A 25,523-nucleotide genomic window follows, 5' to 3' on the forward strand; every position below is an offset into this window, starting at 1 on the left:
TTGTTATATTAAAAATGTTATATAATAAATATTATTTTAAAATAAATTTATTTATTTATATGTGTAAAATTAAAAAAAAAATTAAAGATCTTCAAAATATTATAATTTATTATAATTATTTATATTTTATTTTAGGAAAACCTATTATTTCTGATGATAGATATGATTATTTATTTAATAAATTAAAATTTCTTGAAAATAAATATTTAAAAAAAATTAATATAAATTCTCCAACTCAATTAGTTGGTTCTCGAATATTTCAAAAATCTATTTTAAAAAAACATTTAACTCCAATGCTTTCATTGAATAATGTTTTTAATAAAATTGATTTTATTAAGTTTTATTCAAAAATTATAAAATATAAAAATAATAATAAAAATATAAATTTTTTTTGTGAATTAAAATTTGATGGAATTGCAGTAAATTTAATTTATGAATATGGTGTTTTAAAAAAAGCTTTTACTCGAGGAGATGGATTGATAGGAGAAGATGTAACAAAAAATATATTTTTTGTTCAAGATGTTCCTTATTGTTTAAAAGGAAAACATTTTCCTAAAATTATGGAAATTCGAGGTGAGGTATTAATGTCAAAAAAAGATTTTTTTAAATTAAATAAAAAATATTTAAAATTTAATAATAATGTTCAATTTTCTAGTGCAAGAAATTTAGCTTCTGGTACATTACGAAAAAAAAAAATAAATAAATTAATTAAAAGAAAATTATTTTTTATATGTCATGGATTTGAGTTATTTAATTATTTTAAAAATCTTGATAGTTATTATAAAATTCTTATGAAAATTAAGAATTGGGGTTTTAATGTTAATAAAAATTTTATTTTTTCTAACTCTTTAAATAATATTATAAATTTTTATCTAAATATAAAAAACAAACGATCAAAATTAAAATTTGATATTGATGGAATTGTTATTAAAGTAGATTCTTTAAAATTAAGAAAAAAAATTGGTTATGTTTCTAAATATCCAAAATGGGCTATTGCTTTTAAATTTCCAAGTAAACAAAAAACAACAAAATTGTTAAATGTATCTTTTCATGTAGGAAGAACTGGAATTATTACTCCTGTTGCTCATTTTAAATCTGTAATTATATCTGGAGCAGTTATTAAAAAAGCTTCTATTTATAATAATAATGAATTAAAAAAATTAAATTTATATGTTGGAGATAAATTATTTATTTCAAGAGCAGGAGATGTTATTCCAAAAATAATAGGAAAAAAAAATAAACAAAATTATAATATTTTAAATAAAATAAAATTTCCTAAAAAATGCCCATCTTGTTCTTATTATTTAAAAATTTCAAAAGACAAAATAAATTATTATTGTACTAATAGTTTATTATGTATAGATCAAATAACTAAACGTTTAATACATTTTTTTTCAAAAACTTCTTTTAAAATTAAAGATCTTGGTCCTCAAGTTATTTCTCAATTGGTTAAAAAAAAAAATTTTAGAAATCCAATAGATTTTTTTAAATTAAATTTAGAAATTTTGAATAGTTTACATAATGTTGGAAAAAAAACTTCAAAAAATATTTTAAATTCTTTGAATAAATTTCATACAATTAGTTTAGATAAATTTATCTATTCTTTTGGAATTAAAGGAGTAGGTCAAGTTTCTTCTATGAATTTATCAAAATATTTTTCTTCTATTAATAATTTAATTAATTCTACAAAACAAGATTTTTTAAAAGTTCCAGGAATTGGAAAATTAATTGCAAAAAATTTATATATTTTTTTTTCTAAAAAAAAAAACAAACAAATTATTTATAATTTAATTAATAAATTTAAAATTAATATTTTAAAAAATAAAAAAAAATATTTAAATTCTATTTTTTTAAATAAAAATATATTAATTACTGGTGAATTAAAAAATTTTTCTCGAACAGAAATAAAAAACAAATTAGAAAAATTGGGATCCAATGTTAAAAATAGTTTTTCGAAAAATATAGATTTAGTAATTAAAGGAAAAAATCCTGGTATAAAATTAATTAAATCTATACAAAATAATATTAAAATAATAGATGAAAATTATCTTTTAAAAAAATTAAAATAATTTAAAATAAAAATTTATATTTTTGGGTCGTGCAGGATTTGAACCTGCGACCAATTGATTAAAAGTCAACTGCTCTACCAACTGAGCTAACGACCCTATTTTTTATTTAAAAAAAATTTATAAAAATATTTTTGGTGGGTAATGACGGATTCGAACCGCCGACATCCTCCGTGTAAGAGAGGCGCTCTACCAACTGAGCTAATCACCCATTTAATTTTATATAAAAAAACAAATATTTTTTAAAAATATTAAATATTATAAATTTTAAATATTATTTTTTTTAAATTATTTATTTTAATTTTAAAAATTTTTATTTTATTATATAATATTTTTATTAAAAAATACAATAAATTTTAAAAAAAAGAGAAATTATGTTAGTAAAAACTAGATTTGCTCCAAGTCCAACAGGAGAATTACATTTTGGTAATATTAGAACAGCATTATATTCTTGGTTATATGCAAGAAAAAATAATGGAGTTTTTTTATTAAGAATCGAAGATACAGATTTAATTCGATCAAAATCTATTTTTTCAAAGAAAATTATGAAAACATTAAAATGGTTAAAACTAGATTGGGATGAAGGTCCTTATTTTCAAAGTCAAAGAATAAATCATTATAAAAACATTATTTTAGAAATGTTAAAAAAAAAAATTGCATATAAATGTTATTGTGGACATGAAAAATTAAATCTAATAAAAAAAAATAAAATATTAAAAGGTGAAAAACCAAGATATGATGGAACTTGTCGGAATTTAAATAAAGACTTTAATAGTTTAAATAAATATGTTGTAAGATTTAAAAATCCATCATATGGAAAAGTATCTTTTGTTGATTTAGTTCGTGGAAAAATTGTTTTTAATAATAATGAATTAGATGATTTAATTATTCAAAGAGAGAATGGAATTCCAACATATAATTTTTGTGTTGTGATAGATGATATGGAATCGAAAATTACACATATTATAAGAGGAGAAGATCATATTAATAATACACCTCGTCAAATTAATATTTTGAATTCTTTAGGATCTAAATTACCATCTTATGCTCATTTATCTATGATTGTAGATAGTCATAGAAAAACTTTATCTAAACGAAATAATTCTGTTAATGTATTAGAATATAAAAAACTTGGATTTTTTCCAGAATCTATTTTAAATTATATTGTTCGTTTAGGTTGGTCTCATAAAAATAAAGAAATTTTTAATATATCAGAAATGATTAAATTATTTAATTTTAATTCTATTACTAAATCTCCGAGTATTTTTGATAAAAAAAAACTTTTAAGATTAAATAAATATTATCTAAATATAAATAGTTTAAAAAAAAATAAAAAAATTTTGATATCTTTATTTAAAAAAAATAATATTGATTTTAAAAAAGGACCTGAATTAAAAAAAATAATAAAAACTTTTTCTCCACATTGTTCAACTATTTTTGAATTATTTAATTCTATTTTATTTTTTTTTAAAAATAATAAAATAAAATTTAATAAAAAATATGTTAAAACTTATTTAAATAAGAAGAGTATTTATATATTAAAAAAATTATATATAATATTAATTAATTTAAAAACTTGGAATTCAAAAGATATTTTAAAATCAATAAAAAATTTATCTATATCTTTATGCATTAAATTAAGAGAGATTATTCTTCCAGTTAGAATTGCTTTATTAGGGACTATTCATTCTTTAAGTATTAATAAAATTTTATTTTTTATGGGAAAAAAAAAATCTTTATTAAAATTAAAAAAATTTTTAAAATATATTATAAAAATTTTTATTTAATTTCATTTTAAAGATAAAAAAATTTATTTTTTTTTTAAAATATATAAAAAATTTTTTGTAAATTAATTCAATTTATTATAAAATAATTTTTAAAATTAAAAAAATATAAATTTATTTTTTTATATTTGTATATTCATTATTTCATGATAAATAGAAAGCATTTGATTTCTGATTTCAATCATTAATTCTAAGGAAATTTTAGAATTTTTAATATTTACTAAATATTCATTAATAAAATTTTTAGAATAATTCAGATGTGATGTTTTTTTATAATTTATTGAATTATTTGTTATATAATTTATTTTTTTTAATGAATTTTTAATACATTTAGAAAATTCATTATTATAAATATTTTTACTTTTGTTTAAGTTTAATACGTTATAAATGTTTTTCATATGAGATAAATAATCATATTTATTTATAATCATTTTTTATTCCTATTTTAAAAGATTTTATATTTTTAAATAATTTTATATTATCATAATTTTAATTATTCAAATAAAAATTTTTTAATTTGATTTTAATAAAAAATTTATATAAATATTTAATTATAAAAATATTATTTTTTTAAATATATATCTTAGGTTATTAAAAAATTATGAATTTTCATAAAAAAAATACTATAAATATAAAAAAAAAAAATTTTTTTAAAAATATTTTTTATTATATAAAAAAAAATATAAAATATTTTATTTTATTTTTATTTTTTTTTGTTATTTCTTTTTTTTTTATTTTTTTTTATTATTCTGATTGTAAAAAATTTTATAAAAATTTATATTTTCATAATAAAAATATTAATTTTAAAAAAGTTTCTAATATAAAAGAAGATATTTGTACAAATTCAAAAAATTTTAAATATCAATTTATTTCTGAAAAAAAAAAAAAAATAAATAAAAAAAATATTTTAAATAAAAATTTTAAAAATTCTCTTCCTGGTTTTGAATTATTGGATCAAGAAAAATTTGGAATAAGTTCTTTTAATGAACAAATTAATTATCAAAGAGCATTAGAAGGTGAGTTGTCTAGAACTATTGAAAAATTAAATTTTATTAATAATGCTAGAGTTCATCTTTCTATTCCACATAATTCTTATATTTTAAATAAAAAAAATTATTCTTCTGCTTCAGTTTTTATTAATTTAAATGAAGAAAATAAATTTAATTTTGAAATTTATTATTCTATTATTAATCTTTTATCTACTAGTATTTCTAATTTACCTAAAAAAAATATTACTGTAATTAATCAATTTGGAGAGTTATTTACAGAATCAAATTATAATTTTTTAAATAGAATTAATTTTTCAAAAATTAATTATATTCATCAAATTGAAGATCAATATAAAAATAAAATAGATAATATTTTAATTCCTATATTTGGTTTAAATAATTTTGTTACTCAAGTAACAGCAACAATTGATTTTAATAAAAAAAATAATATAACAGATGATAATTCTTCTGAATTAAATAAAAATAATTTAAATTCTTCTTTAAGTTATAAAAACTATAAAAAAATAAATTTAAAAAAAAAAAATATATATAATAATTTTTGTAATTTTATTTATAGTTATTCACAAATTAATTTATTTAAAAAAATAAAATTAAATAAATTATTTTTTTTAAATAAATTTTATAAAAATAATATTAAAAATAATATATTATTAAATAAAAATAAAAATATTAATACAAATCAAAAAGATGATAATATAAATTTAAATAATAAGAATATAAATAAAAAAATAAATTCTAACATACAACATTTATGTATCACAATTCTAGTTAATTATAAAAAAAATTCTTCTGGAAAATATGTTCCATTAAATACAAATGAAATTTTAGATATTAAAAAATTAACAAGACAAACAATTGAATCATCTTTATGTAGAATAGATTCTCTTAATGTATTTAATTATAAATTTATGGATTTAGAACCTCCTATAATAAAATATGTTCCAATAAAAAAAAAAGAATCTATAGATAGAATGATTTTTTTAGCTCCTTGGTTTATATTATTTTTATTTTTAATATTTTTTATAACATCATTTTGTTCATTTAAAAAATTTACAAAAAAATTTCAAATTAATAATTTAAATATGTTATCTATTTTTAAAAAACATTTTGAAAATAATGATAATATTATAAAAGAAAATTTTAAAAAAAATACAAAAAAAATTAATAATAAAATTAATGAAATAAAAAAAAAATATAATAGTTTAAAAAAAGATTCATGAAATCTATAAAAATTTTTTAAATAAAATATATAAATTATTTAATTTAATATTTTTTTAATGTTATTATATAAAATAAATTTCTATAATTTTAAATTTATTTAATTATTTATAAATTTTATTAAATTTTTAAATTTTTTAAAATTAAAAAAATTTAGTATAAAAAATATAATATTATTTATAATTGTTAAAAATATAAATTTTTTATAGAAATTTATATATTTTATTTTTAATTTTTTAATAAAAGAGATTATTAAATTACTTTTTATTATTTAAAAGTAATTTTTAAATAAAATTATTTTTTTTAAATTATAAATTTAAATTTTTAATATTTTTTATTTTTTAATATAAAAATACTTTAAATTTTTTTTAAAATTTAATATATTAATAAATATATAAATGAATAATGTATTTAATAATTTTGACTAATTACATTATTTTTTTAATTTCATTTTAATCTTTCAAAAATAAATAAAAATTATATGAAAATTCCAACTTATTCGATGAGTGATTTAAATATTTTCAACATTTTTAATATTAATTGGTTAATTTATATTTTGATTTCATTATTTATAATTTTTTTAATTAATAGATATTTTTCTATAAAAAAAAATATAAATAATTCTTTTATAAAAATTTTATCTACAATATATATTGATTCTAATAACAAAATAGTAATTTTAGATTTAAAAAAATTAATATTAGTTATAGGAATTACATCAAAAAAAATGGTAATATTGCATACATTTTATAAAAAAAAAAATAAAATTAAATAACATATAATTTTTTTTAAATCAATATAAATTATTGGAATAATATAATGATATATCATTTTTTTTTAATTTTTGTATTATTTTTCTTTTCTTGTAATGCTTATTCAAATGATATTAGTACTTTAAATGATTTTTTATTAAATACAAATAATTCTATTGAATGGACTTCATCTATACAGACATTATTTTTTGTAACATTATTAGCTTTTATTCCATTCATTATATTAATGATGACTTGTTTTACAAGAATAATTATTGTTTTTAGTTTTTTAAGAAATGCTATTGGAACTCCTTATATTCCTCCAAATCAAATTTTGTTTGGGTTATCTTTATTTTTAACATTTTTTGTTATGGAGCCTTCTTTAAATAGAGTTTATAAAACTGCTTATCTTCCTTTTTATAAAAATGAAATTAATGTTGAAACAGCGTTAAAAAAAAGTTTATATCCTTTTAGAAAGTTTATGTTTCATCAAACAAGAACAAAAGATTTATTAGTTTTTTCTAAATTAGCTCATGTGAAATATTCTAATAATAAAAATAATATACCAACAAGAGTTTTAATTCCTGCATTTATAACAAGTGAATTAACTACAGCTTTTAAAATTGGTTTTATTGTTTTTGTTCCATTTTTAATTATTGATTTATTAATTTCTAGTGTTTTAATGTCTTTAGGAATGATGATGGTTCCACCATCTATAATTTCTTTACCTTTAAAATTAATAATTTTTGTTTTATCAGATGGATGGAAATTATTAGTTAGTTCTTTAGTACATAGTTTTAATTAATTATAGTTATTTTATTTTTTTTAAAAAAAATATTTTTAAAAAATAAGATTTAATAGGTTCTTAAATGATTTCAGAATATTTAAAAACAATATTTTTTGATGCAAGTAAAATATTATTATTTTTATCTACACCTTTATTATTATCTATTTTATTTGTTGGTTTAATAATTAGTATATTTCAATCAATAACTCAAATTAATGAACAAACATTATCTTTTATTCCTAAAATACTTTCTATTTTTTTAATTATTTTTGTTTTAGGTTCTTGGATGCTTGAATTAATAGTTAATTATATTCATGAATTATTTTTAAAAATACCATTTATTATTAATTTAAGTTAATTATAAATATTATGAGTTTAAATATTAACGATTATTTTTTTATTTTTATTAATATTTTATATCCTTCTATTAGAATTTTTTTTTTCTTTTATATAGTTTCAATTTTTAATAGTAATTATTTTAATATGCAAACAAAAATTTTTTTATCTTTTATTATTAGTTTAATTATTCTTCCATTTATTCCTTTATTTCAATTTAATATATTTTCTTTAGATGGTGTATTAATTTTATTAGAACAGATTTTAATTGGAATATTAATTGGTTTTTCAATTAATTTAATTTTTTCAATTTCAAATGTTTCTGGAGAAATATTTAGTTTTCAAACTGGTTTATCATTTTCAAATTTTTTTAATGAAAATGTTTTTTTAAAATCTTCTATTATGTCTTGTTTTTTAAATTCTTTAATTATTATTTTATTTTTATCATTAGATGGGCATTTATGGATGATTTCTACTATTATTAAAAGCTTTTATATTTTTCCAATTAGTTTTAAATTTTTTGATATTAATATTTTAATTTCTATTGTTAAATTGTTTAGTTTAATTTTTGTTAATGGAATTTATATTATTTTTCCTATTATTATAATTTTATTTTTTTTAAATTTATCTTTATGTTTTTTAAATAAATTTATTCCTCAATTATCTATATTTTCTATTGGTTTTTCTATAATAAATTTTTTTGGAATTTTTTCATTTTTTATATTTTTATTTCATGTTTTATTTTTTTTAGATAATTATTTAAATAAAATTTATTTTAAAGTATTAAATATTATATTTTTTTAAATAATATATTGTTAATCATATTCAAAGTAGTATAAAAATATTAAATTATTTTTATACTAATTTTGATTTATATAAAATTTTTATTTTATTTTATATTCTGTATATAATGCTCTTTTTTTTGCAATTGGATCATATTTTTTTATTTCTAATTTTGTTGTTGTATTTCTTTTATTTTTACTAGTCGTATAATAATGTCCAGTTTTTAATGATGAAATTAATTTAATTTTTTCTCTTGAGCTTTTAGCCATATAATTTTCCTATATTTTAATATTTTTTATTACTTTTTCTATTCCTTTTTTATTAATTATTCTCATTGCTTTAGTAGATAATTTTAATTTTATAAATTTTTTTTTATTTTTTATCCAAAATTTATGTTTTTTTAAATTTATATTAAATTTTCTTTTTGTTGCATTTAATGCATGAGATCTTGTATTTCCAAACATTGTTTTTTTTTTAGTTATTAGACATTTTCTAGACATAATAAATTCCTTATATGTATTTTATAGATATTCTTTTTTAAAAAAATTATATTTTATATATAATTATTTTTAGTATTTTTATATTTTATTAAATTGATTATATCTTTTAATAGATAATAAAATTTCTTTATGTGCATCATTTAATTTTTTCCATCCTAAAATTTTAGTCCATTTATTTTTTTCTAATTTTTTATAATATTTAAAAAAATGTTCAATTTTTTTTAATAAATTTTGTGATAAATCATATATATTTTTTATTTTAGAATATTTTTTACATATTTTTTTTATTGGAACACATATTATTTTATAATCTATTCCTGAGTCGTCTTCCATATTTAACATTCCAACTGGTTTACATTGAATCACAGACAGTGGAATTAAAGGATATGGAGTAATTACTAATGCATCTAAAGGATCTTTATCTAAAGATAATGTTTTATTAATAAAACCATAATTACATGGATAAAACATAGATGTTGGAATAATTCTATCTATTTTTAAAAATTTATTTTTTTTATCAATTTCATATTTTATTGGTGTAGAATTTGCTGATATTTCAATAATAACATTTAATTCATATGGTATATTATTTCCAGATTTAATATTTTTTAAATTCATAGTTTATTTTTTTATATTTTTTATAATTAAAATTTAAAATAATTATTATTATTTTATTTGATATATAATAATTATAACAATATTTTATAATTTCAGTAAAAATTTTTAGATTATAGTTTTTAATAAATTTTTATATTAAAATATTATTTTTTAACAAAATAAATAATTTTATAATTTATTTTTTTTAAAAGAGACAACAATGAATGAAATAAAAAATTTTTTAGAACAAGAAAAAAAAATAAAAAAAATTATTTTAAAATCAATAAATAAAATAAAAAATATTATAGATGAAGCATTTATAAGAATTATCAAAACGTACAATACAGGAATTGTAGTTAGAAATGGTAAAACAGAATATATTGAATTTCATGATGATGCAGAGTTTTTTATTTCTGTTTATTCTAATTATAAACAAGGAACATCATTATCCAAAGATTTAAGTTCAGATTCTATAAAAAAAACAATTTTTTCTGCTATTAATATTTCTAAATATACATCTAAAGATAAGTGTTCTGGATTGCCAGAATTTGATTTATTAAAATATAAAATTAAAGATCTTAATTTATTTCACCCAATAAATTTAAAATTAAAAGATAGTATTAAATTAGCTTATTTAACAGAAAAATTTGCTTTAAATTATAATTCTAAAATTATAAATAGTGAAGGAGGATATTTTAATAGTAGTAATAGTATTGTTTCTTTTGGAAATACAAAAGGAATTTTTGGTTCATATAAATTTAGTAATCACTCATTATCTACTTGTGTTTTAGCAAAAAATTCAAATTCTAAAAAAATAGAACGAGATTATTATTATTCTAATTCAAGAAAACTAAGTACTTTAAAATCTCCTAAAATTATAGGAATTAATTGTGCGAAACGTGTTTTATTAAAATTAAATTCTAGAAAAATTATTACTCAAAAATGTCCAGTAATTTTAATTTCAGATGTTGCTTATAGTATTTTTAATTCTTTTTCAAAATCTATTAATGGAAATTTAGTATATAAAAAATCTACTTTTTTATTAAATGATTTAAATAAGTTGATTTTTCCAAAATGGATGAATATTTTTGAAAATCCTCATATTAAAAAAGGTATTGGATCATGTCCTTTTGATGATGAAGGAACTTTAACTGCTCCGAGGTTTATTATAAAAAATGGATTTTTAAAAACTTGGTTGTTAAATTCTTATACATCTAAAAAATTGGGATTAAATAATACAGGACATTCTGGAGGGATTTATAACTGGATTTTTTTAAATAAAAATAATAATTTTTCATTCAAAAAATTATTAAAATTTATGAATACTGGATTAGTAATTACTGATTTAATGGGAGATGGAGTAAATATGATTAATGGAAATTATTCTAGAGGAGCTTCTGGTTATTTTATAAAAAATAATTTTTTTAAATATTCAGTAAGTGAAATTACTATTTCTGGAAATTTAAAAAATATATTTAAAAATATTGTTTTAATGAGTAATGATTATAATTTAAATCAAAATATACAATGTGGATCAATTTTAATTTCTGAAATGAACATTTCTGGAAAATAATTTTTTAAAAAATATTTTTTAATATAATATTATTCAGTGAAGTTGACCTATAAGCCGGGTTCTGTTTTAGATAATCATTTATCTTAATTAAAAATTACTTTTTAATTTAAGCAACCTACCCAGGTTTAAGTACGGACTAATACTATATTTACCTATATTTGGTTTTGCTCCAAGCGGAGTTTACCTATTTTGTCTATAAATTGTTACCAGATTATACGGTGTGCTTTTACCACACCTTTTCACCCTTACCTTAAAAAAAAATTTTATTTTATAGGCGGTTATTTTCTGTGGCACTTTTCGTAGATTTTCATCTCCCAGATGTTATCTGGCGCTTTGTCCTTTTGGAGCCCGGACTTTCCTCTCTTTTTTTTTAAAATAAAAGAGCGATTATCTGGTCAACTTCATTAAAATTATTTTAATAATTTTAAAGTTTTATCATTGTTTTGTTTTTTTATCAAGTATTTATATAAATTATTTTTTTTTATATTATGAATTTTTGATGTGATTAATGCTGTTTTTTTTAAGGATAAAAAAGATTTTAATATTGACAATGTTTTTTTAATTTTTTTTGATAATTTATTTTTATTTTTTTTTACATAACCAGAAATAATTAAAACGATTTCTCCTTTACAAATTAAAGAATTATTTTTATATTTATAATAAAAATTATATATTGTATTATATTTTATAGATTCCCAATATTTTGTTATTTCTCTTGCTATTGTCATGGTTCTATTTGGACCAAATTCTTTTAATATATTTTTTAAACTTTTTTTAATTCTATGAGGTGTTTCATAAAAAATAATTGTTCTTTTTTCGAATTTTAATTTTTTTAAAATTTCGCATCGTTTTTTTTCTTTTTTTGGTAAAAATCCTTCAAAACAAAATTTGTTTGATGGTATTCCTGAAGCGCTTAATGCAGAAATAGCCGCACATGCTCCAGGTAATGGAATCACTTTAATTTTTTTTAAATGACATTCTCTAACTAAATAAAAACCAGGATCATTAATTGTTGGAGTACCTGCATCTGAAACTAATGCAACATTTTTATTTTTTTGTAATATTTTTATTATTTTTTTTGTATTTATTAATTCATTGTGTTGATGAAATGAAATTATAGATTTATTAATATTAAATTTATTAAGCAATTTTAATGTATTTTTATAATTTTCAGAAGCAATATAATCTATTTTTTTTAAAATTTTAATAGATCTATATGTAATGTCATTCATATTTCCAATTGGTGTTGAAATTATAAATAAATTTCCATTTTTTTTTATCATAATTCTTTTTTCATAAAATAATTTTTAAAGAAAAGAATTATATCATATTTATAAAACATTATTTATTTTTTTAAATTAAAAATTTAAGGAAAATATGAATAGAGTTGTTGTTACTGGAATTGGTATTCTTTCAAGTATAGGGCAAAATAAAATAGAGGTTTTAAAATCCTTAAAAAAAGGAAATTGTGGTATAGTTTTTTCAAAAGAAATGAAAAAATTTGGAATAAAGAGTCATGTATGTGGAAAAATTAATATTAATTCTAATTATAATTTAAAAAAGAAATTTTTTAAATATATGAATTTAGAAACAATTTATGCTTATTTATCCATGAAAGAAGCAATTAAAGATTCATTTTTAAATTTTTCTCAATTTCAAAATAATAAAAAAGTTGGGTTAGTTATTGGAACTGGTTTTTGTTCATCAAGAAATAATTTATTATATTTAAATAAAAGAAAAATAAATAATAATTTTTATAAAAAATTGAAGAGTGTTAATATATATACTGTTTTTCAAATTATGAATTCTAGTGTTTCAGCATGTTTATCTACAATTTTTAAAATAAATGGAATTAGTTATTCTATTAGTTCTGCATGTTCTACATCTTCTAATTGTATTGGTCATGCTTATGAATTAATTAAATCAGGAAAACAAAATATAGTTTTTACAGGAGGATCAGAAGCTTTAACTTTAAATACTGCTTTTTATTTTGATTTAATTAAAGCTTTATCAAGAAAATATAATTCAAATCCAAAAAAATCATCTCGTGTTTATGATGTAAATCGTGATGGATTTGTTATTTCTGAAGGAAGTGGAATTTTAGTTTTGGAAGAATTAAATTCTGCATTATCAAGAAAAGCTCATATTTATGGAGAAATCATATCATATTATTCTAATTCAGATGGTTTTAGTATGTGCATTCCTTCAGAAAAAGGAATTTTTAGATGTATGAAATCAGCTATTAAAAATTTATCTACTAATATTGATTGTATTAATGTTCATGCTACTTCAACAAAAATTGGAGATATTATAGAATTAAATGCAATAAAAAAAGTTTTTAAAAACAAAAATATTCCTTTTATTTCTTCTACAAAATCAATGACTGGTCATTCATTAGGTGCTTCTGGAGTTCATGAAATAATTTTTTTATTATTAATGTTAGAAAATAATTTTATTGCTCCAAGTATTAATATTGAAAATTTAGATCCTGTTATTAAAAATTTTAATATAATTACTTCATTTAAAAAAATTGATTTAAATACAGTAATGTCTAATAATTTTGGTTTTGGAGGTGTTAATACAGTATTAATTTTTAAAAAATTTTATTATTAATTTATTTGAAATATATATTTCAAAATTTTTATTAAATACAAAGGTAATATTTTTATGAATCAATTAGATCAATTAAAAAAATATACTAAAGTTGTTATAGATAGTGGAGATATTCAAAATATTAAAGAATATAAACCATTTGATGCTACAACAAATCCTTCATTAATATTAAAAGCAATAAATATGAAAGAATATTCTTATTTAGTTAAAAAATCTATTATATATTCTAAAAAAAAAGGAGGTTCTATAAAAAAAAAAATTAATCGAGCAGTTGATAAAATTATTGTTAGTATTGGTGTTGAAATTTTAAAAAAAATTCCAGGAGTTGTTTCAAGTGAAGTGGATTCTCGTTTATCTTTTAACACTCAAGATAGTATAAAAAAAGCTAAAAAAATTATTTATATGTATGAAAATGAACATGGAATAGATCGTTCTAGAGTATTAATTAAATTAGCATCTACATGGGAAGGGATTCAAGCAGCTAAATTATTAGAAAAAGAAAACATTCATTGTAATTTAACTTTATTGTTTTCTTTTGCTCAAGCTAAAGCTTGTGCTGAATCTAATGTTTTTTTAATTTCTCCATTTGTTGGAAGAATTTATGATTGGTATAGGTTAAATTATCCTTCAATTAAATATAATGTTTTAAATGATGAAGGAGTTAATTCTGTAAAAAAAATATATAAATATTATAAAAAATATTCTTATAATACAATTATTATGGGAGCAAGTTTTAGAAATAAAGATCAAATATTATCTTTATCAGGATGTGATTGTTTAACGATTTCTCCAGATTTATTAAAAGAATTAGAATCTAATAATGAAACTTTTACGAGACAGTTATTTCCAACTAAAAAAATTTTTAATAAACCAAAAAATAAGTTATCTAAATTTGAATTTGAAATTCTTCATAATAAAGATTTGATGGCTGTTGAAAAATTATCTGAAGGAATAAAACAATTTAGTTTAGATCAAATTGCTCTTGAAAAGATAATAGAAAAAAATATGTAATAATATTTAATTTTATTTTTAATAAAAATATTTTATTTTAAATTAGGAAAAAAAATATGTTTTCTAAAAAATATTTAGCTAATGCTATTCGAGCAATTAGTATAGATTCTGTTCAATTAGCAAATTCAGGTCATCCAGGAGCTCCTATGGGTATGGCTGATATTGCAGAAGTTTTATGGAGATTTTTTATAAATCATAATCCTAAAAATCCATTATGGAATAATAGAGATAGATTTATTTTATCTAATGGTCATTGTTCAATTTTATTATATAGTATATTACATTTAACTGGATATGATTTAAATATTTCAGATTTAAAAAATTTTAGACAATTAAATTCAAAAACACCAGGTCATCCTGAAATTGGGTATACACCTGGAGTAGAAACTACTACAGGTCCTTTAGGTCAAGGATTAGCTACTGCTGTTGGAATGGCTATTTCTGCACGCACATTAGGTTTATATTTTAATAGACCAAAATTTAAAATTATAGATCATTATACATGGGTATTTGTTGGAGATGGATGTTTAATGGAAGGTATATCTCATGAAGTATGTTCATTAGCAGGTACTTTGAATTTAGAAAAATTAATTGTATTATATGATAAAAACAATATTTCAATAGATGGAAAAACTGACAATTGGTTTTCTGAAAATGTTAAAAAAAGATTTGAATCATATCATTGGCATGTTATTGATAATGTTGATGGTCATGATTCTGAATCAATTTTTAATTCAATAAAAAAAGCAAAAAAAATTAAAAAAAAACCAGTAATAATAATTTTTAATACAATTATAGGTTTTGGATCTCCTAATAAATCTGGAAAATCAGAAGTTCATGGATCTCCTTTAGGTTTGGAAGAAGTAAATTTATCTAAAAAACAATTAAATTGGAAATATAAACCTTTTGAAATTCCAGATTTTGTTTATTCTGAATGGGATGCTACAAAAAAAGGAAAATTATTAGAAAATTCTTGGAATAAATTATTTTTAAAATATTCAAAGAAATATCCTGAATTGTCTTCTGAATATTTACGTCGTATGAATAATAAATTACCAAAAGAATGGATTAAAATTAATAAAAATTTAATTAAAATTTTAAATAAATCAAAAAAATCTCTATCAACTAGACAAGCTTCTCAAGATATTATTGAATATTTTGGTCCGTATTTATTAGAATTAATTGGTGGTTCAGCAGATTTATCTCCTAGTAATTTAACAAAATGGTCTGGTTCAAAATCTATTAATAAATGTATTTTAGGAAATTATATTAATTATGGTGTACGAGAATTTGGAATGACTGCTATTGCAAATGGAATATCTCAATATGGTGGTTTTATTCCTTATACTTCGACTTTTCTTATGTTTTTAGAATATGCTAAAAATGCAGTTAGAATGTCAGCATTAATGAAAACAAGACAAATATTAATATATACTCATGATTCTATTGGTGTAGGAGAAGATGGCCCTACTCATCAACCTATTGAACAATTATCAAATTTACGTTTAACTCCAAATGTAAATGTATGGAGACCATCTGATTCCATAGAAACTGCAATTGCTTGGAGAAATGCAATAGAAAAAAAAAACGGACCAACTGCTTTAATTTTGTCTAGACAAAATTTAACTTTTATTAATAGAACTAATGAACAAATAAAAAATATTAATAAAGGAGGGTATATACTTAAAGATAGTTTAAAAAAATTAGATATTATTTTAATATCTACTGGTTCAGAACTCCAATTAATTATTGAAGCTCATAAAAAATTAAAACAATTAGGTTATTCATCTAGAGTTGTTTCTATGCCTTCTACTAATATTTTTGATAATCAAAAATTATCTTATAAAAATTTTGTTTTGCCTCCAAAAATAAAAAATAGATTAATAGTTGAAGCAAGTATAGAAGATTATTGGTATAAATATTCTGGTTTAAAAGGAAAAATTATTGGAATGAAAACTTTTGGTGAATCAGCTCCTGCCATTGATTTATTTAAGAAATTTGGTTTTACAGTTAAAAACATCGTAAAAAAATCTATTGATTTAATCAATAGTTAAATATATTTTTTTATTTTTTTTATTAATAAATTTTTTATTTAATAAATAAATAAAAAAAAGGAAATATATGTTAAATGATATTATTTTATTAAGTAAACAATTAATTAAAATTCCGTCTATAAGCCCATTAGATTTAAATTGTCAAAAAATTATTTCTAAAAGATTAAAGAAAATTGGTTTTATTATTGAAAATATTAAAATTAATCAAACTAACAATTTATGGGCTTATAAAGGAATTGGAAAAACTTTAACTTTTGTTGGTCATACGGATGTTGTACCTCCAGGAGATTTTTTAAAATGGAAAATTAATCCATTTAAACCTAAAATTATAAAAGATTTTCTTTTTGGAAGAGGCTCATCAGATATGAAAGGATCTTTAGCTGCAATGATTATTGCTACTGAAAATTTTGTTAAAAAAAATCCGTTTCATAAAGGAAGAATATCTTTTTTATTAACTTCTGATGAGGAATCTTTAGCTTTAGATGGAACGAAAAAAGTTATAAATATTTTAAAAAAAAGAAATGAAAAAATTGAATATTGTTTAGTTGGAGAACCAACAAGTAATATTTTTTTAGGAGATATTATTAAAAATGGAAGAAGAGGATCTATAAGTGCAACATTAAAAATTTATGGAATTCAAGGACATATTGCATATCCTAAATTAGCAGAGAATCCTATACATAAATCAGTTAATTTTTTAAAAGATTTAATTAATTTAAAACTAGATTCTGGAAATGATTATTTTGAACCAAGTAATTTTCAAATTTTTAATTTATTTTCAGGAAAAAAAAATATAACTAATATGATTCCAAATTCTATTAATATTGGATTTAATATTAGATATAATACAGAAATTACGAAAGAAGAAATTATTTTTAAAATTAAAAACATTTTAATGAAATATAATTTTAAATATAAAATTAATTGGATTTTTTCAGGAGATCCGTTTATTACTAATTCAGGTTTTTTATTAAAAGTAGTAAAAAATTCTATTAATAAAATTCAACATTTTAAACCTATGTTATCAACTTCTGGTGGAACCTCTGATGGTAGATTTTTTTCTGATATGAAGTCTGAAATTGTTGAATTAGGATTAGTAAATAAAACAATACATAAAATTAATGAGTGTGTAAAAGTTAAAGATTTATATATATTATATAAAATATATAAAGATATTTTAAAAAATATATTTATTTAAAATTTTTTATTTATATAATCTTTTATTTATTTAAAAATATTTTTATATACTTTTTAATTGAAATATATTTCTTTTGAAATATATTTCAATTTTATATTTTTTATTTTTATATTTTTTATAATTTAAATTTTATTTTTTTTTAAATATATTATATTTTTTATTTTTTTTTATTATTTCAATTTTTCCTTTTTTTAATTCTTTAATAATTATTTTTTTTATTTTTTTAGATGGTTGTGTCATTGGAAGTCTTAATGTATTATTTTTAATTAAACCTATTTTATTTGCTGCCCATTTAATTGGAATAGGATTTGATTCTAAAAATAAAATATTATGAAGTTTTGTTAATTTTTTATTTATTTTTCTTGCTTTTTTAAATTTTTTTTGTAATGCTAAAGAGCATAATTTAGACATTTCTTTTGCAGCTATATTAGATGTAACTGAAATAACTCCATTTCCTCCGAGTTGAATACAATCTAAAGCTGTTGAATCATCTCCACTAATTATTAAAAATTTTTTATGAATTAAATTTTTAATTTTATTAATACGAGATAAATCTCCACTAGCTTCTTTTATTCCAATAATATTTTTAAATTTTGATAATCTAAAAATTGTTTTTGGAAGTAAATCACATCCAGTTCTTGATGGAACATTATAAAGAATTTGTGGTAATGAAGTGTTTTCAGAAATTTTTTTAAAGTGTTGATATAAACCTTCTTGTGAAGGTTTATTATAATATGGTGTAACACTTAAACAAGCAGAAACTCCAATATTTTCAAATTTTTTTGTTAATAAAATTGCTTCTTTTGTGGAATTTGCTCCAGTTCCTGCAATAATTGGAATTCTATTTCTAGAAATTTTTACAGTTGATAAAATAAGATTAATGTGTTCTTTTTTAGTTAATGTAGAAGATTCTCCAGTAGTTCCAACAGAAACTATAGCATTTGTTTTATTATTTATATGATAATTAATAATATTTTTTAAACTATCTAAACAAATATTTCCTTTTTTATCCATAGGAGTAATAAGAGCAACAATATTACCTTTAAACATTTTTTTATTTTTCCATAATTAGTTTTTTATATATATTTATATATAAAATTTGTAAATATATTTAATTTAATAAAAAATTTATATTTTTATAAATTTTTTTTTAAATTTATAATAAATATTTGTTTAAAATTTTTATTTTTTTATCAAAGTTTTTATTTTTTTAAACATTGAGCTTTAAATCGAAGAATATGATCCATTATTACAATTGCCATCATCGCTTCAGTTATTGGAACAGCTCTAATTCCAACACATGGATCATGTCTTCCTTTTGTAATTACTGTAATAGATTCGTTATTTTCATTAATTCCTTTTGCTGGAATTCGAATACTAGAAGTTGGTTTAAAAGCGCTGTTTACAATAATATTTTGTCCATTACTTATTCCTCCAATAATTCCTCCATCTCTATTACTTAAGTAACCTTTAGAGGATGTCATTTCATCTCGATGTTGACTTCCAAGTTTATTAACAACAGAAAATCCATCTCCAATTTCTACTCCTTTAACTGCATTAATACTCATAATAGCATGAGCTATTTCAGCATTTAATTTATCAAATACTGGTTCTCCTAAACCTATTGGAACGTTTTTTATAATTGTTGTTATTTTAGCTCCAATTGAATCTCCTTTTTTTTTAATTGTTCTAATTAATTTATCTATTTCATGTATTTTTTCTTTATCTGGACAAAAAAAATTATTTTTTTCTATTTCATTAAAGGATTTTAACGAACATTTAATGTTACCAATTTGAGATAAATATCCTTGTATTATTATTCCATAATTTTTTTTTAAATATTTTTTTGCTATTGCTCCTGCAGCAACTCTCATTGCTGTTTCTCTAGCTGATGCTCTTCCTCCACCTCTATAATCTCTTATTCCATATTTTTTTTGATATGTATAATCTGCATGACCTGGTCTAAATATTTTTTTTATATCTTTATAATCTTGTGATCTTTGATCTGTATTTTTTATTATCAATCCAATGCTTGTTCCAGTAGTTATATTTTTAAATATTCCAGATAATATTTTAATTTTATCTAATTCTCTTCTTTGTGTTGTGTATTTTGATTGTCCAGGTCTTCTTCTGTTTAATTCATTTTGTATATCTGATTTATAAATTTTTAATCCAGGTGGTGTTCCATCTATTATACATCCTATAGAATCTCCATGAGATTCTCCAAATGTTGTTACAGTAAAAATTTTTCCAATTGAATTTCCTGACATTTATTATTTTCCTATAGTATTTTTTTTATATTTTAATAAAATTTGAAAATATATATTTGATACGTTATTATTGATATAAAATAAATTTTAAGAAATTTTAAAATTATTTTTATTAATTTAATAAAAAGTAAATTATTTAATAATAAAAATTTTTCTATTATTTTTTTATTATTTTAAGTACTTTAAAGTAAAATAAATAATATTTTTTGAAAATGTTTTAAATGAATATGTAAATATTATTTTGGTAGTACATATGAATATAAAAAAAAAAATAAAAATAAAAAATAAATTAATTTTTAAAAAATGGTTAAATGGAACTAAAAAAATTGTTCAAGATACTATTTATCATATAAAAAATAGTTATTCATCTTGTTATTCATATAAAAAAATACAATCTTATCAAGAAAATTTACATAGTGATTATTTTTCTTATAACAATTTAAATAAAAAATTTAATAATAATCCTTTGTATTATATTAGATATAAAAGAGAGATAAATCGATTAAAAAAATTAAAAAAAGGATATTATGTTCCAAAATTATTTTTAGATGTTCATGGTTTTACTCAATATCAAACTAGAAAAGAATTAGGAAAATTAATGTATTTTTGCATAAAAAAAAAAATAAATTGTGTAAATATTATGCATGGATATGGTAAAAACATTTTAAAACGACAAATTCCTATATGGTTATCTAGACACCCAAATGTTGTTGCTTTTCATCAATCTCCAAAATATTTTGGAAATGATGCAGCTATTTTAGTATTAATAGATTTTTAAAATATATTTATTTTAAAATTATTAAATATATTTTTATTATTTTTTTTTAATTTTTTTAATTTTTAAATAAAATACATTGAATTTAAAATCAATTATTTAATTTTTTTTTAATTCTATTTAATTAAAATAAGTTTTTTAAAATTAAATAATAATAGATTTTTTTGTTTAATGCAAAAATCCTATTTTTTTTTTTATTTAATTTTTAATAGATTAATTTGAAATAAAAATATAATTGTAATTTAAATGTATTAAATTTATATTTTAAAAATTATATTATAATATATAAATTTTTATTTATTAAATATTTTAAAATTAAAAATAAAAAATTATTTTAATTTTTATAATTTTAAAAATATTTTTAAAAATAATAAATATATTTTTTCATTTAATAATAATTAAATATTTTTTTATATTTTAAATAAAATAAATAATTTATTTTAAACGTGATTTTATTATAAATTTATTTAAAAAAAATATTTAAAGTATAATTTTTATATTTAAATTAAAATAATATTTTTATAAAAAATAAATTAAATAAAAATTTTAAAAAATATATAAATTTATAAATTTATTTAAAATTATATTTAAAAAATAATTTAAAATTATATTAATAATATAAACAATGAATAATTTAAAAAATTTTATTTAAAAAATTATAAAATTTTTATATTTTTATAAATTTTATTTTTTTAAATTTAAAAAAAATAAAAAATATTAATATAATAAATATTACATTTGAAATTTTTTTATGAAGTGATGTATATACTTTATTAATTTATTTTTAATAAATTAATAATAATTTAATATAGTATTTTAATTTTTTTTTTTTAATAAAAAATTTTTATAAAAAATTAATAGTTTTTTTTAAAAAAATATCTTTTATTTTTATTAAATAAAAATTAAAATTTTTATATATTTTTTAAAATAAAAATTTTTAAAAATATTTAAAAAAAAATAAAAGGAGAAATAAATGGGATTAAAACAAATTGGTGTTATTGGAATGTCAGTTATGGGAAGAAATTTAGCTTTAAATATAGAAAATAAAAATTATACTGTATCTATTTTTAATCGATCTTCAAAAAAAACAAAAGAAATAATATTAAATAATCCACAAAAAAAATTATATCCATTTTATAAATTAAAAGATTTTGTTTTATCTTTACAAAAACCAAGAATAATTTTATTAATGGTTAAATCAGGAAAACCTACTGATATAACAATTAATTCTCTTATTTCTTATTTAAGCCCAAAAGATATAATTATAGATGGAGGAAATAGTTTTTTTAAAGATACTATTAAGAGAAATTTAAAATTATTAAAATTAAAATTAAATTTTATTGGAGCAGGAATATCTGGTGGAGAAGAAGGAGCGTTACATGGTCCGGCAATTATGCCAGGTGGAAGAAAAAAAGTATATAAAAAAGTTTCTGTTTTATTTAATAAAATTTCAGCTAAAACAAAAAATAATACTCCTTGTGTAAATTATATTGGAACTGATGGATCTGGTCATTATGTAAAAATGGTTCATAATGGAATTGAATATGGAGATATGCAATTAATTTCAGAATCTTATTTTATATTAAAAAAATCTTTAAATTTAAGTAATAAAAAGTTATCTTATATTTTTTCTGAATGGAATACAGGAGAATTAAAAAGTTATTTAATTAAAATTACTAAAAATATTTTTTTAAAAAAAAATAATTCTGGAAAATATATAGTTGATTTAGTTTTAGATAAAGCTAATAATAAAGGAACAGGAACATGGACCAGTCAAAGCGCATTAGAACTAAATGAACCATTATCTCTGATTACTCAATCAGTTTTTTTTAGATATTTATCTTCTTTAAAAAATCAAAGATTATTAGCTTCTACTCTTTTAAAAGGTCCAAAAATTAATAATTTAAAATTAAATAAAAAAAAATTTATTGAAAATGTAAGACGATCATTATATTTAGGAAAAATTATTTCATATGCGCAAGGTTTTTCTCAATTACATACAGCTTCAAAAATTTATAATTGGAATTTAAATTATTCAAATATTGCTAAAATTTTTAGAGCTGGTTGTATTATTAGAGCAGAATTTTTAAAAGAAATTATAAATTCTTATAAAAAAGATAATAATTTAGTAAATTTATTATTAACTCCTTATTTTATAAACATTTCAAAAAAATACAATAAATCTTTAAGAAAAATTGTATCATATTCTGTTATGAATGGAATTCCTACTCCAGCTTTTTCTTCTGCTATTTCTTATTATGATTCATATAGATCATCTATTCTTCCAGCAAATTTAATTCAAGCTCAAAGAGATTATTTTGGAGCTCATACATATTCTAGAATAGATAAAAAAGGAATTTTTCATACTAATTGGTTAGATTAAAATAAAATATTTTATATATATTTTTAAATAAAATATATTTATTAATTTATAAAATATAAATTTTGAATAATTTTTTAAAATTTTTTATTTTTGAATTTATAAAAAACTTTCTTAGAAAAATTTTATTTTTTTATTTTATCTAAGAAGGTTTTTTAAAATATTTTTATTATTAATATATTTATATTTTATTTATTTTTTTTAATTTTTTTGATATCCATATATTATTAAAGATATTTATAATAGCTTTAATAGAAGTATTAATAATATCAATATCTAATTTTGTTTCATAAAAATTTTTATTTTTATATTGAACTATAATATTAACTTGACAAAAAATATTTTTATTTTTTTGTTTATATTTTATTTTAAATTTTTTTAATATAATATTTAGTTTTGTAATTTTATTTAAGGCTGTATAAATTCCATTTATTTGTCCATTTTTTGTTTTAATATTAATTTTTTTTATTTTATTACCACATAATATTTTTAATAAAATTTTAGTTTTTCCTGGAATTTTATAATATATTTTTAATTTTTTTAATTTAAAATATTTTTTTTTTATATATTTTTTTTTAATAAAAGCTAGAGATTCTAAATCATAATCAAATATTTGTCCTTTTTTATCTGCTAATTTTAAAAATTTTTTATATAATTTATTTAAATTATAATTTTTTTTAGAATATCCCATTTCTTTCATTCGATATTTTACTGCTGCTCTTCCAGATCTAGATGTTAAATTAAATTTTATTTTTTTTAATCCAATATCTTTTGGAGATATAATTTCATAATTTTTTCTGTTTTTAATAATACCATCTTGATGAATTCCAGAAGAATGAGAAAATGAATTAATTCCAATAATAGGTTTATTTATTGGTATAGAAAGTTTACAAATTTTACTAATTGTTTTACTTGTATTATAAATTTTTTTATGCTTTATATTTGTATAAAAATTTAATAATTTTTTTCGTGTTTTGATAGCCATGATAATTTCTTCTAAAGCTGCATTTCCTGCTCTTTCTCCAATTCCAGTAATAGTTCCTTCAATTTGACGAGCTCCAGCTTGTATTGCAGAAATAGAATTTCCAACAGCCATTCCTAAATCATTATGACAATGTACTGAAATAATTGCTTTATCAATGTTTGAAACACGTTTATATAATGTTGAAATAATTTTTTTAAATTCATTAGGAAGAGTATATCCTACTGTATCAGGTATATTTATTGTTTTTACTCCGTGTTTAATTAATATTTCAACCATTTGACATAATTCATTAATATTTGTTCTTCCAGCATCTTCACAAGAAAATTCTATATCATTTGTATATTTTTTTGCAATTTTTATAGAATTTATTGCCATATTTTGAATTTCTTTGAAGTTTTTTTTTAATTTAGATTCTATATGAAGTTTTGAAGTTCCTAAAAATAAATGAATTCTAAAATTTTCTAATTTTGACATAGCTTTAGCAGCAATTTTTATATCTTTTTCTAAACATCGTGCTAAACTACATATTTTACTATTTTTTATATTTTTGCAAATTTCTTGTACAGATTTAAAATCTCCAGGAGAAGATATTGGAAATCCTGCTTCAATAATATCTATATTCATTTTATCTAAAGCAATAGCAATTTTAACTTTATCTTTTGTTTTTAAACTAGATTGAAGAGATTGCTCTCCATCTCGGAGCGTTGTATCAAATATAATAATTTTTTCTTTCATAGAGAGTCTTATATAAGTTTTTTATTGTATTTTTTTAAAAAATAAAGTATTTTTTTTAATTTATAAAATTAAATTTTTTAAAAATATTTAATAATT

The 25,523-nt window shown here is 17.8% G+C and carries 22 protein-coding genes, 2 tRNA genes and 1 other RNA gene; 14 read left to right on the forward strand and 11 right to left on the reverse strand.

From position 1 onward, the window contains the following. The first annotated feature begins 59 nt into the window (after positions 1-59). Positions 60-2,069: an NAD-dependent DNA ligase LigA gene (ligA, locus tag RJT80_RS00265; RefSeq protein ID WP_343187811.1), complete on the forward strand. Its 2,010-nt coding sequence runs from the start codon at positions 60-62 to the stop codon at positions 2,067-2,069. A 23-nt stretch (positions 2,070-2,092) separates the two neighbouring features. Here ligA and RJT80_RS00270 read toward each other — a convergent pair. Then, positions 2,093-2,165 (reverse strand) — tRNA-Lys (locus tag RJT80_RS00270). Between the two features lie 36 nt (positions 2,166-2,201). Beyond that, positions 2,202-2,277, reverse strand: a tRNA-Val gene (locus RJT80_RS00275). A gap of 163 nt (positions 2,278-2,440) precedes the next feature. Between RJT80_RS00275 and gltX the strand changes: the two genes are divergently transcribed. After that, positions 2,441-3,853: a glutamate--tRNA ligase gene (gene gltX / locus RJT80_RS00280; RefSeq protein ID WP_343187812.1), complete on the forward strand. Its 1,413-nt coding sequence runs from the start codon at positions 2,441-2,443 to the stop codon at positions 3,851-3,853. Positions 3,854-3,972: 119 nt separating this feature from the next. Here the strand turns inward: gltX and RJT80_RS00285 are convergent, their stop codons facing one another. Continuing rightward, entirely contained in the window at positions 3,973-4,281 is a 309-nt protein-coding gene (locus RJT80_RS00285) for a flagellar hook-basal body complex protein FliE (protein WP_343187813.1), read from the reverse strand. A 170-nt stretch (positions 4,282-4,451) separates the two neighbouring features. On the opposite strand from RJT80_RS00285, the gene fliF reads away from it, so the two are divergent. The 5 genes from fliF (at position 4,452) to RJT80_RS00310 (ending at position 8,757) form a co-directional block, all read left to right on the forward strand. Next, positions 4,452-6,080: a flagellar basal-body MS-ring/collar protein FliF gene (fliF, locus tag RJT80_RS00290; protein WP_343187814.1), complete on the forward strand. Its 1,629-nt coding sequence runs from the start codon at positions 4,452-4,454 to the stop codon at positions 6,078-6,080. 479 nt (positions 6,081-6,559) lie between these two features. Beyond that, positions 6,560-6,853, forward strand: coding sequence for a flagellar biosynthetic protein FliO (locus RJT80_RS00295; RefSeq protein ID WP_343187815.1), 294 nt, complete (start codon positions 6,560-6,562; stop codon positions 6,851-6,853). A gap of 44 nt (positions 6,854-6,897) precedes the next feature. Next, positions 6,898-7,635 carry a flagellar type III secretion system pore protein FliP gene (gene fliP, locus RJT80_RS00300; RefSeq protein ID WP_343187816.1) on the forward strand — a complete coding sequence of 246 codons (738 nt, stop codon included), beginning with the start codon at positions 6,898-6,900 and terminating at the stop codon, positions 7,633-7,635. Positions 7,636-7,699: 64 nt separating this feature from the next. After that, complete coding sequence (locus RJT80_RS00305; RefSeq protein WP_343187817.1) at positions 7,700-7,975, forward strand: flagellar biosynthetic protein FliQ; 276 nt, start codon at positions 7,700-7,702, stop codon at positions 7,973-7,975. Between the two features lie 11 nt (positions 7,976-7,986). Then, a complete protein-coding gene (locus RJT80_RS00310; RefSeq protein WP_343187818.1) occupies positions 7,987-8,757 on the forward strand; it encodes a flagellar biosynthetic protein FliR in 771 nt (256 codons plus the stop codon). An 80-nt stretch (positions 8,758-8,837) separates the two neighbouring features. Here the strand turns inward: RJT80_RS00310 and rpmG are convergent, their stop codons facing one another. The 3 genes from rpmG to ppa all read right to left on the reverse strand — a co-directional run bounded on the left by rpmG (position 8,838) and on the right by ppa (position 9,854). Further along, entirely contained in the window at positions 8,838-9,005 is a 168-nt protein-coding gene (gene rpmG / locus RJT80_RS00315) for a 50S ribosomal protein L33 (RefSeq protein WP_343183601.1), read from the reverse strand. A 9-nt stretch (positions 9,006-9,014) separates the two neighbouring features. Continuing rightward, the gene (gene rpmB, locus RJT80_RS00320) at positions 9,015-9,236 is read right to left on the reverse strand and encodes a 50S ribosomal protein L28 (RefSeq protein ID WP_343187819.1); all 222 of its coding nucleotides are present in this window, start codon (positions 9,234-9,236) and stop codon (positions 9,015-9,017) included. A 78-nt stretch (positions 9,237-9,314) separates the two neighbouring features. Further along, positions 9,315-9,854, reverse strand: coding sequence for an inorganic diphosphatase (gene ppa / locus RJT80_RS00325; RefSeq protein ID WP_343187820.1), 540 nt, complete (start codon positions 9,852-9,854; stop codon positions 9,315-9,317). Between the two features lie 199 nt (positions 9,855-10,053). Here ppa and pmbA point away from each other — a divergent pair, with 199 nt between their 5' ends. Further along, positions 10,054-11,406, forward strand: a complete 1,353-nt coding sequence (gene pmbA / locus RJT80_RS00330) for a metalloprotease PmbA (protein WP_343187821.1) — start codon at positions 10,054-10,056, stop codon at positions 11,404-11,406. 34 nt (positions 11,407-11,440) lie between these two features. Here pmbA and rnpB read toward each other — a convergent pair. After that, positions 11,441-11,809, reverse strand: an RNA gene (rnpB, locus tag RJT80_RS00335) — RNase P RNA component class A. A gap of 7 nt (positions 11,810-11,816) precedes the next feature. After that, a complete protein-coding gene (gene rsmI / locus RJT80_RS00340; RefSeq protein WP_343187822.1) occupies positions 11,817-12,689 on the reverse strand; it encodes a 16S rRNA (cytidine(1402)-2'-O)-methyltransferase in 873 nt (290 codons plus the stop codon). A 94-nt stretch (positions 12,690-12,783) separates the two neighbouring features. Between rsmI and RJT80_RS00345 the strand changes: the two genes are divergently transcribed. The 4 genes from RJT80_RS00345 (at position 12,784) to dapE (ending at position 18,282) form a co-directional block, all read left to right on the forward strand. Beyond that, a complete protein-coding gene (locus RJT80_RS00345) occupies positions 12,784-14,019 on the forward strand; it encodes a beta-ketoacyl synthase N-terminal-like domain-containing protein (protein ID WP_343187823.1) in 1,236 nt (411 codons plus the stop codon). 54 nt (positions 14,020-14,073) lie between these two features. Next, complete coding sequence (gene tal, locus RJT80_RS00350; RefSeq protein WP_343187824.1) at positions 14,074-15,030, forward strand: transaldolase; 957 nt, start codon at positions 14,074-14,076, stop codon at positions 15,028-15,030. Positions 15,031-15,086: 56 nt separating this feature from the next. Further along, positions 15,087-17,084: a transketolase gene (tkt, locus tag RJT80_RS00355; protein ID WP_343187825.1), complete on the forward strand. Its 1,998-nt coding sequence runs from the start codon at positions 15,087-15,089 to the stop codon at positions 17,082-17,084. 67 nt (positions 17,085-17,151) lie between these two features. Further along, positions 17,152-18,282, forward strand: a complete 1,131-nt coding sequence (dapE, locus tag RJT80_RS00360) for a succinyl-diaminopimelate desuccinylase (protein ID WP_343187826.1) — start codon at positions 17,152-17,154, stop codon at positions 18,280-18,282. 129 nt (positions 18,283-18,411) lie between these two features. Here dapE and dapA read toward each other — a convergent pair whose 3' ends face one another. Continuing rightward, positions 18,412-19,332: a 4-hydroxy-tetrahydrodipicolinate synthase gene (gene dapA / locus RJT80_RS00365; protein WP_343187827.1), complete on the reverse strand. Its 921-nt coding sequence runs from the start codon at positions 19,330-19,332 to the stop codon at positions 18,412-18,414. Between the two features lie 152 nt (positions 19,333-19,484). Next, positions 19,485-20,552, reverse strand: a complete 1,068-nt coding sequence (aroC, locus tag RJT80_RS00370) for a chorismate synthase (RefSeq protein WP_343187828.1) — start codon at positions 20,550-20,552, stop codon at positions 19,485-19,487. A gap of 253 nt (positions 20,553-20,805) precedes the next feature. Here aroC and smrB point away from each other — a divergent pair, with 253 nt between their 5' ends. Further along, on the forward strand, positions 20,806-21,330 hold the full coding sequence (gene smrB, locus RJT80_RS00375; RefSeq protein WP_343187829.1) for an endonuclease SmrB: 525 nt from the start codon (positions 20,806-20,808) through the stop codon (positions 21,328-21,330). Between the two features lie 970 nt (positions 21,331-22,300). Further along, entirely contained in the window at positions 22,301-23,710 is a 1,410-nt protein-coding gene (gndA, locus tag RJT80_RS00380; protein ID WP_343187830.1) for an NADP-dependent phosphogluconate dehydrogenase, read from the forward strand. Positions 23,711-23,888: 178 nt separating this feature from the next. Here the strand turns inward: gndA and leuA are convergent, their stop codons facing one another. Continuing rightward, the gene (gene leuA, locus RJT80_RS00385; RefSeq protein WP_343187831.1) at positions 23,889-25,427 is read right to left on the reverse strand and encodes a 2-isopropylmalate synthase; all 1,539 of its coding nucleotides are present in this window, start codon (positions 25,425-25,427) and stop codon (positions 23,889-23,891) included. Between the last annotated feature and the right edge of the window lie 96 nt (positions 25,428-25,523).

This window comes from Buchnera aphidicola (Periphyllus koelreuteriae) (assembly GCF_039360445.1).
In the GTDB taxonomy this organism is placed as follows: domain Bacteria; phylum Pseudomonadota; class Gammaproteobacteria; order Enterobacterales; family Enterobacteriaceae; genus Buchnera_J; species Buchnera_J aphidicola_BM.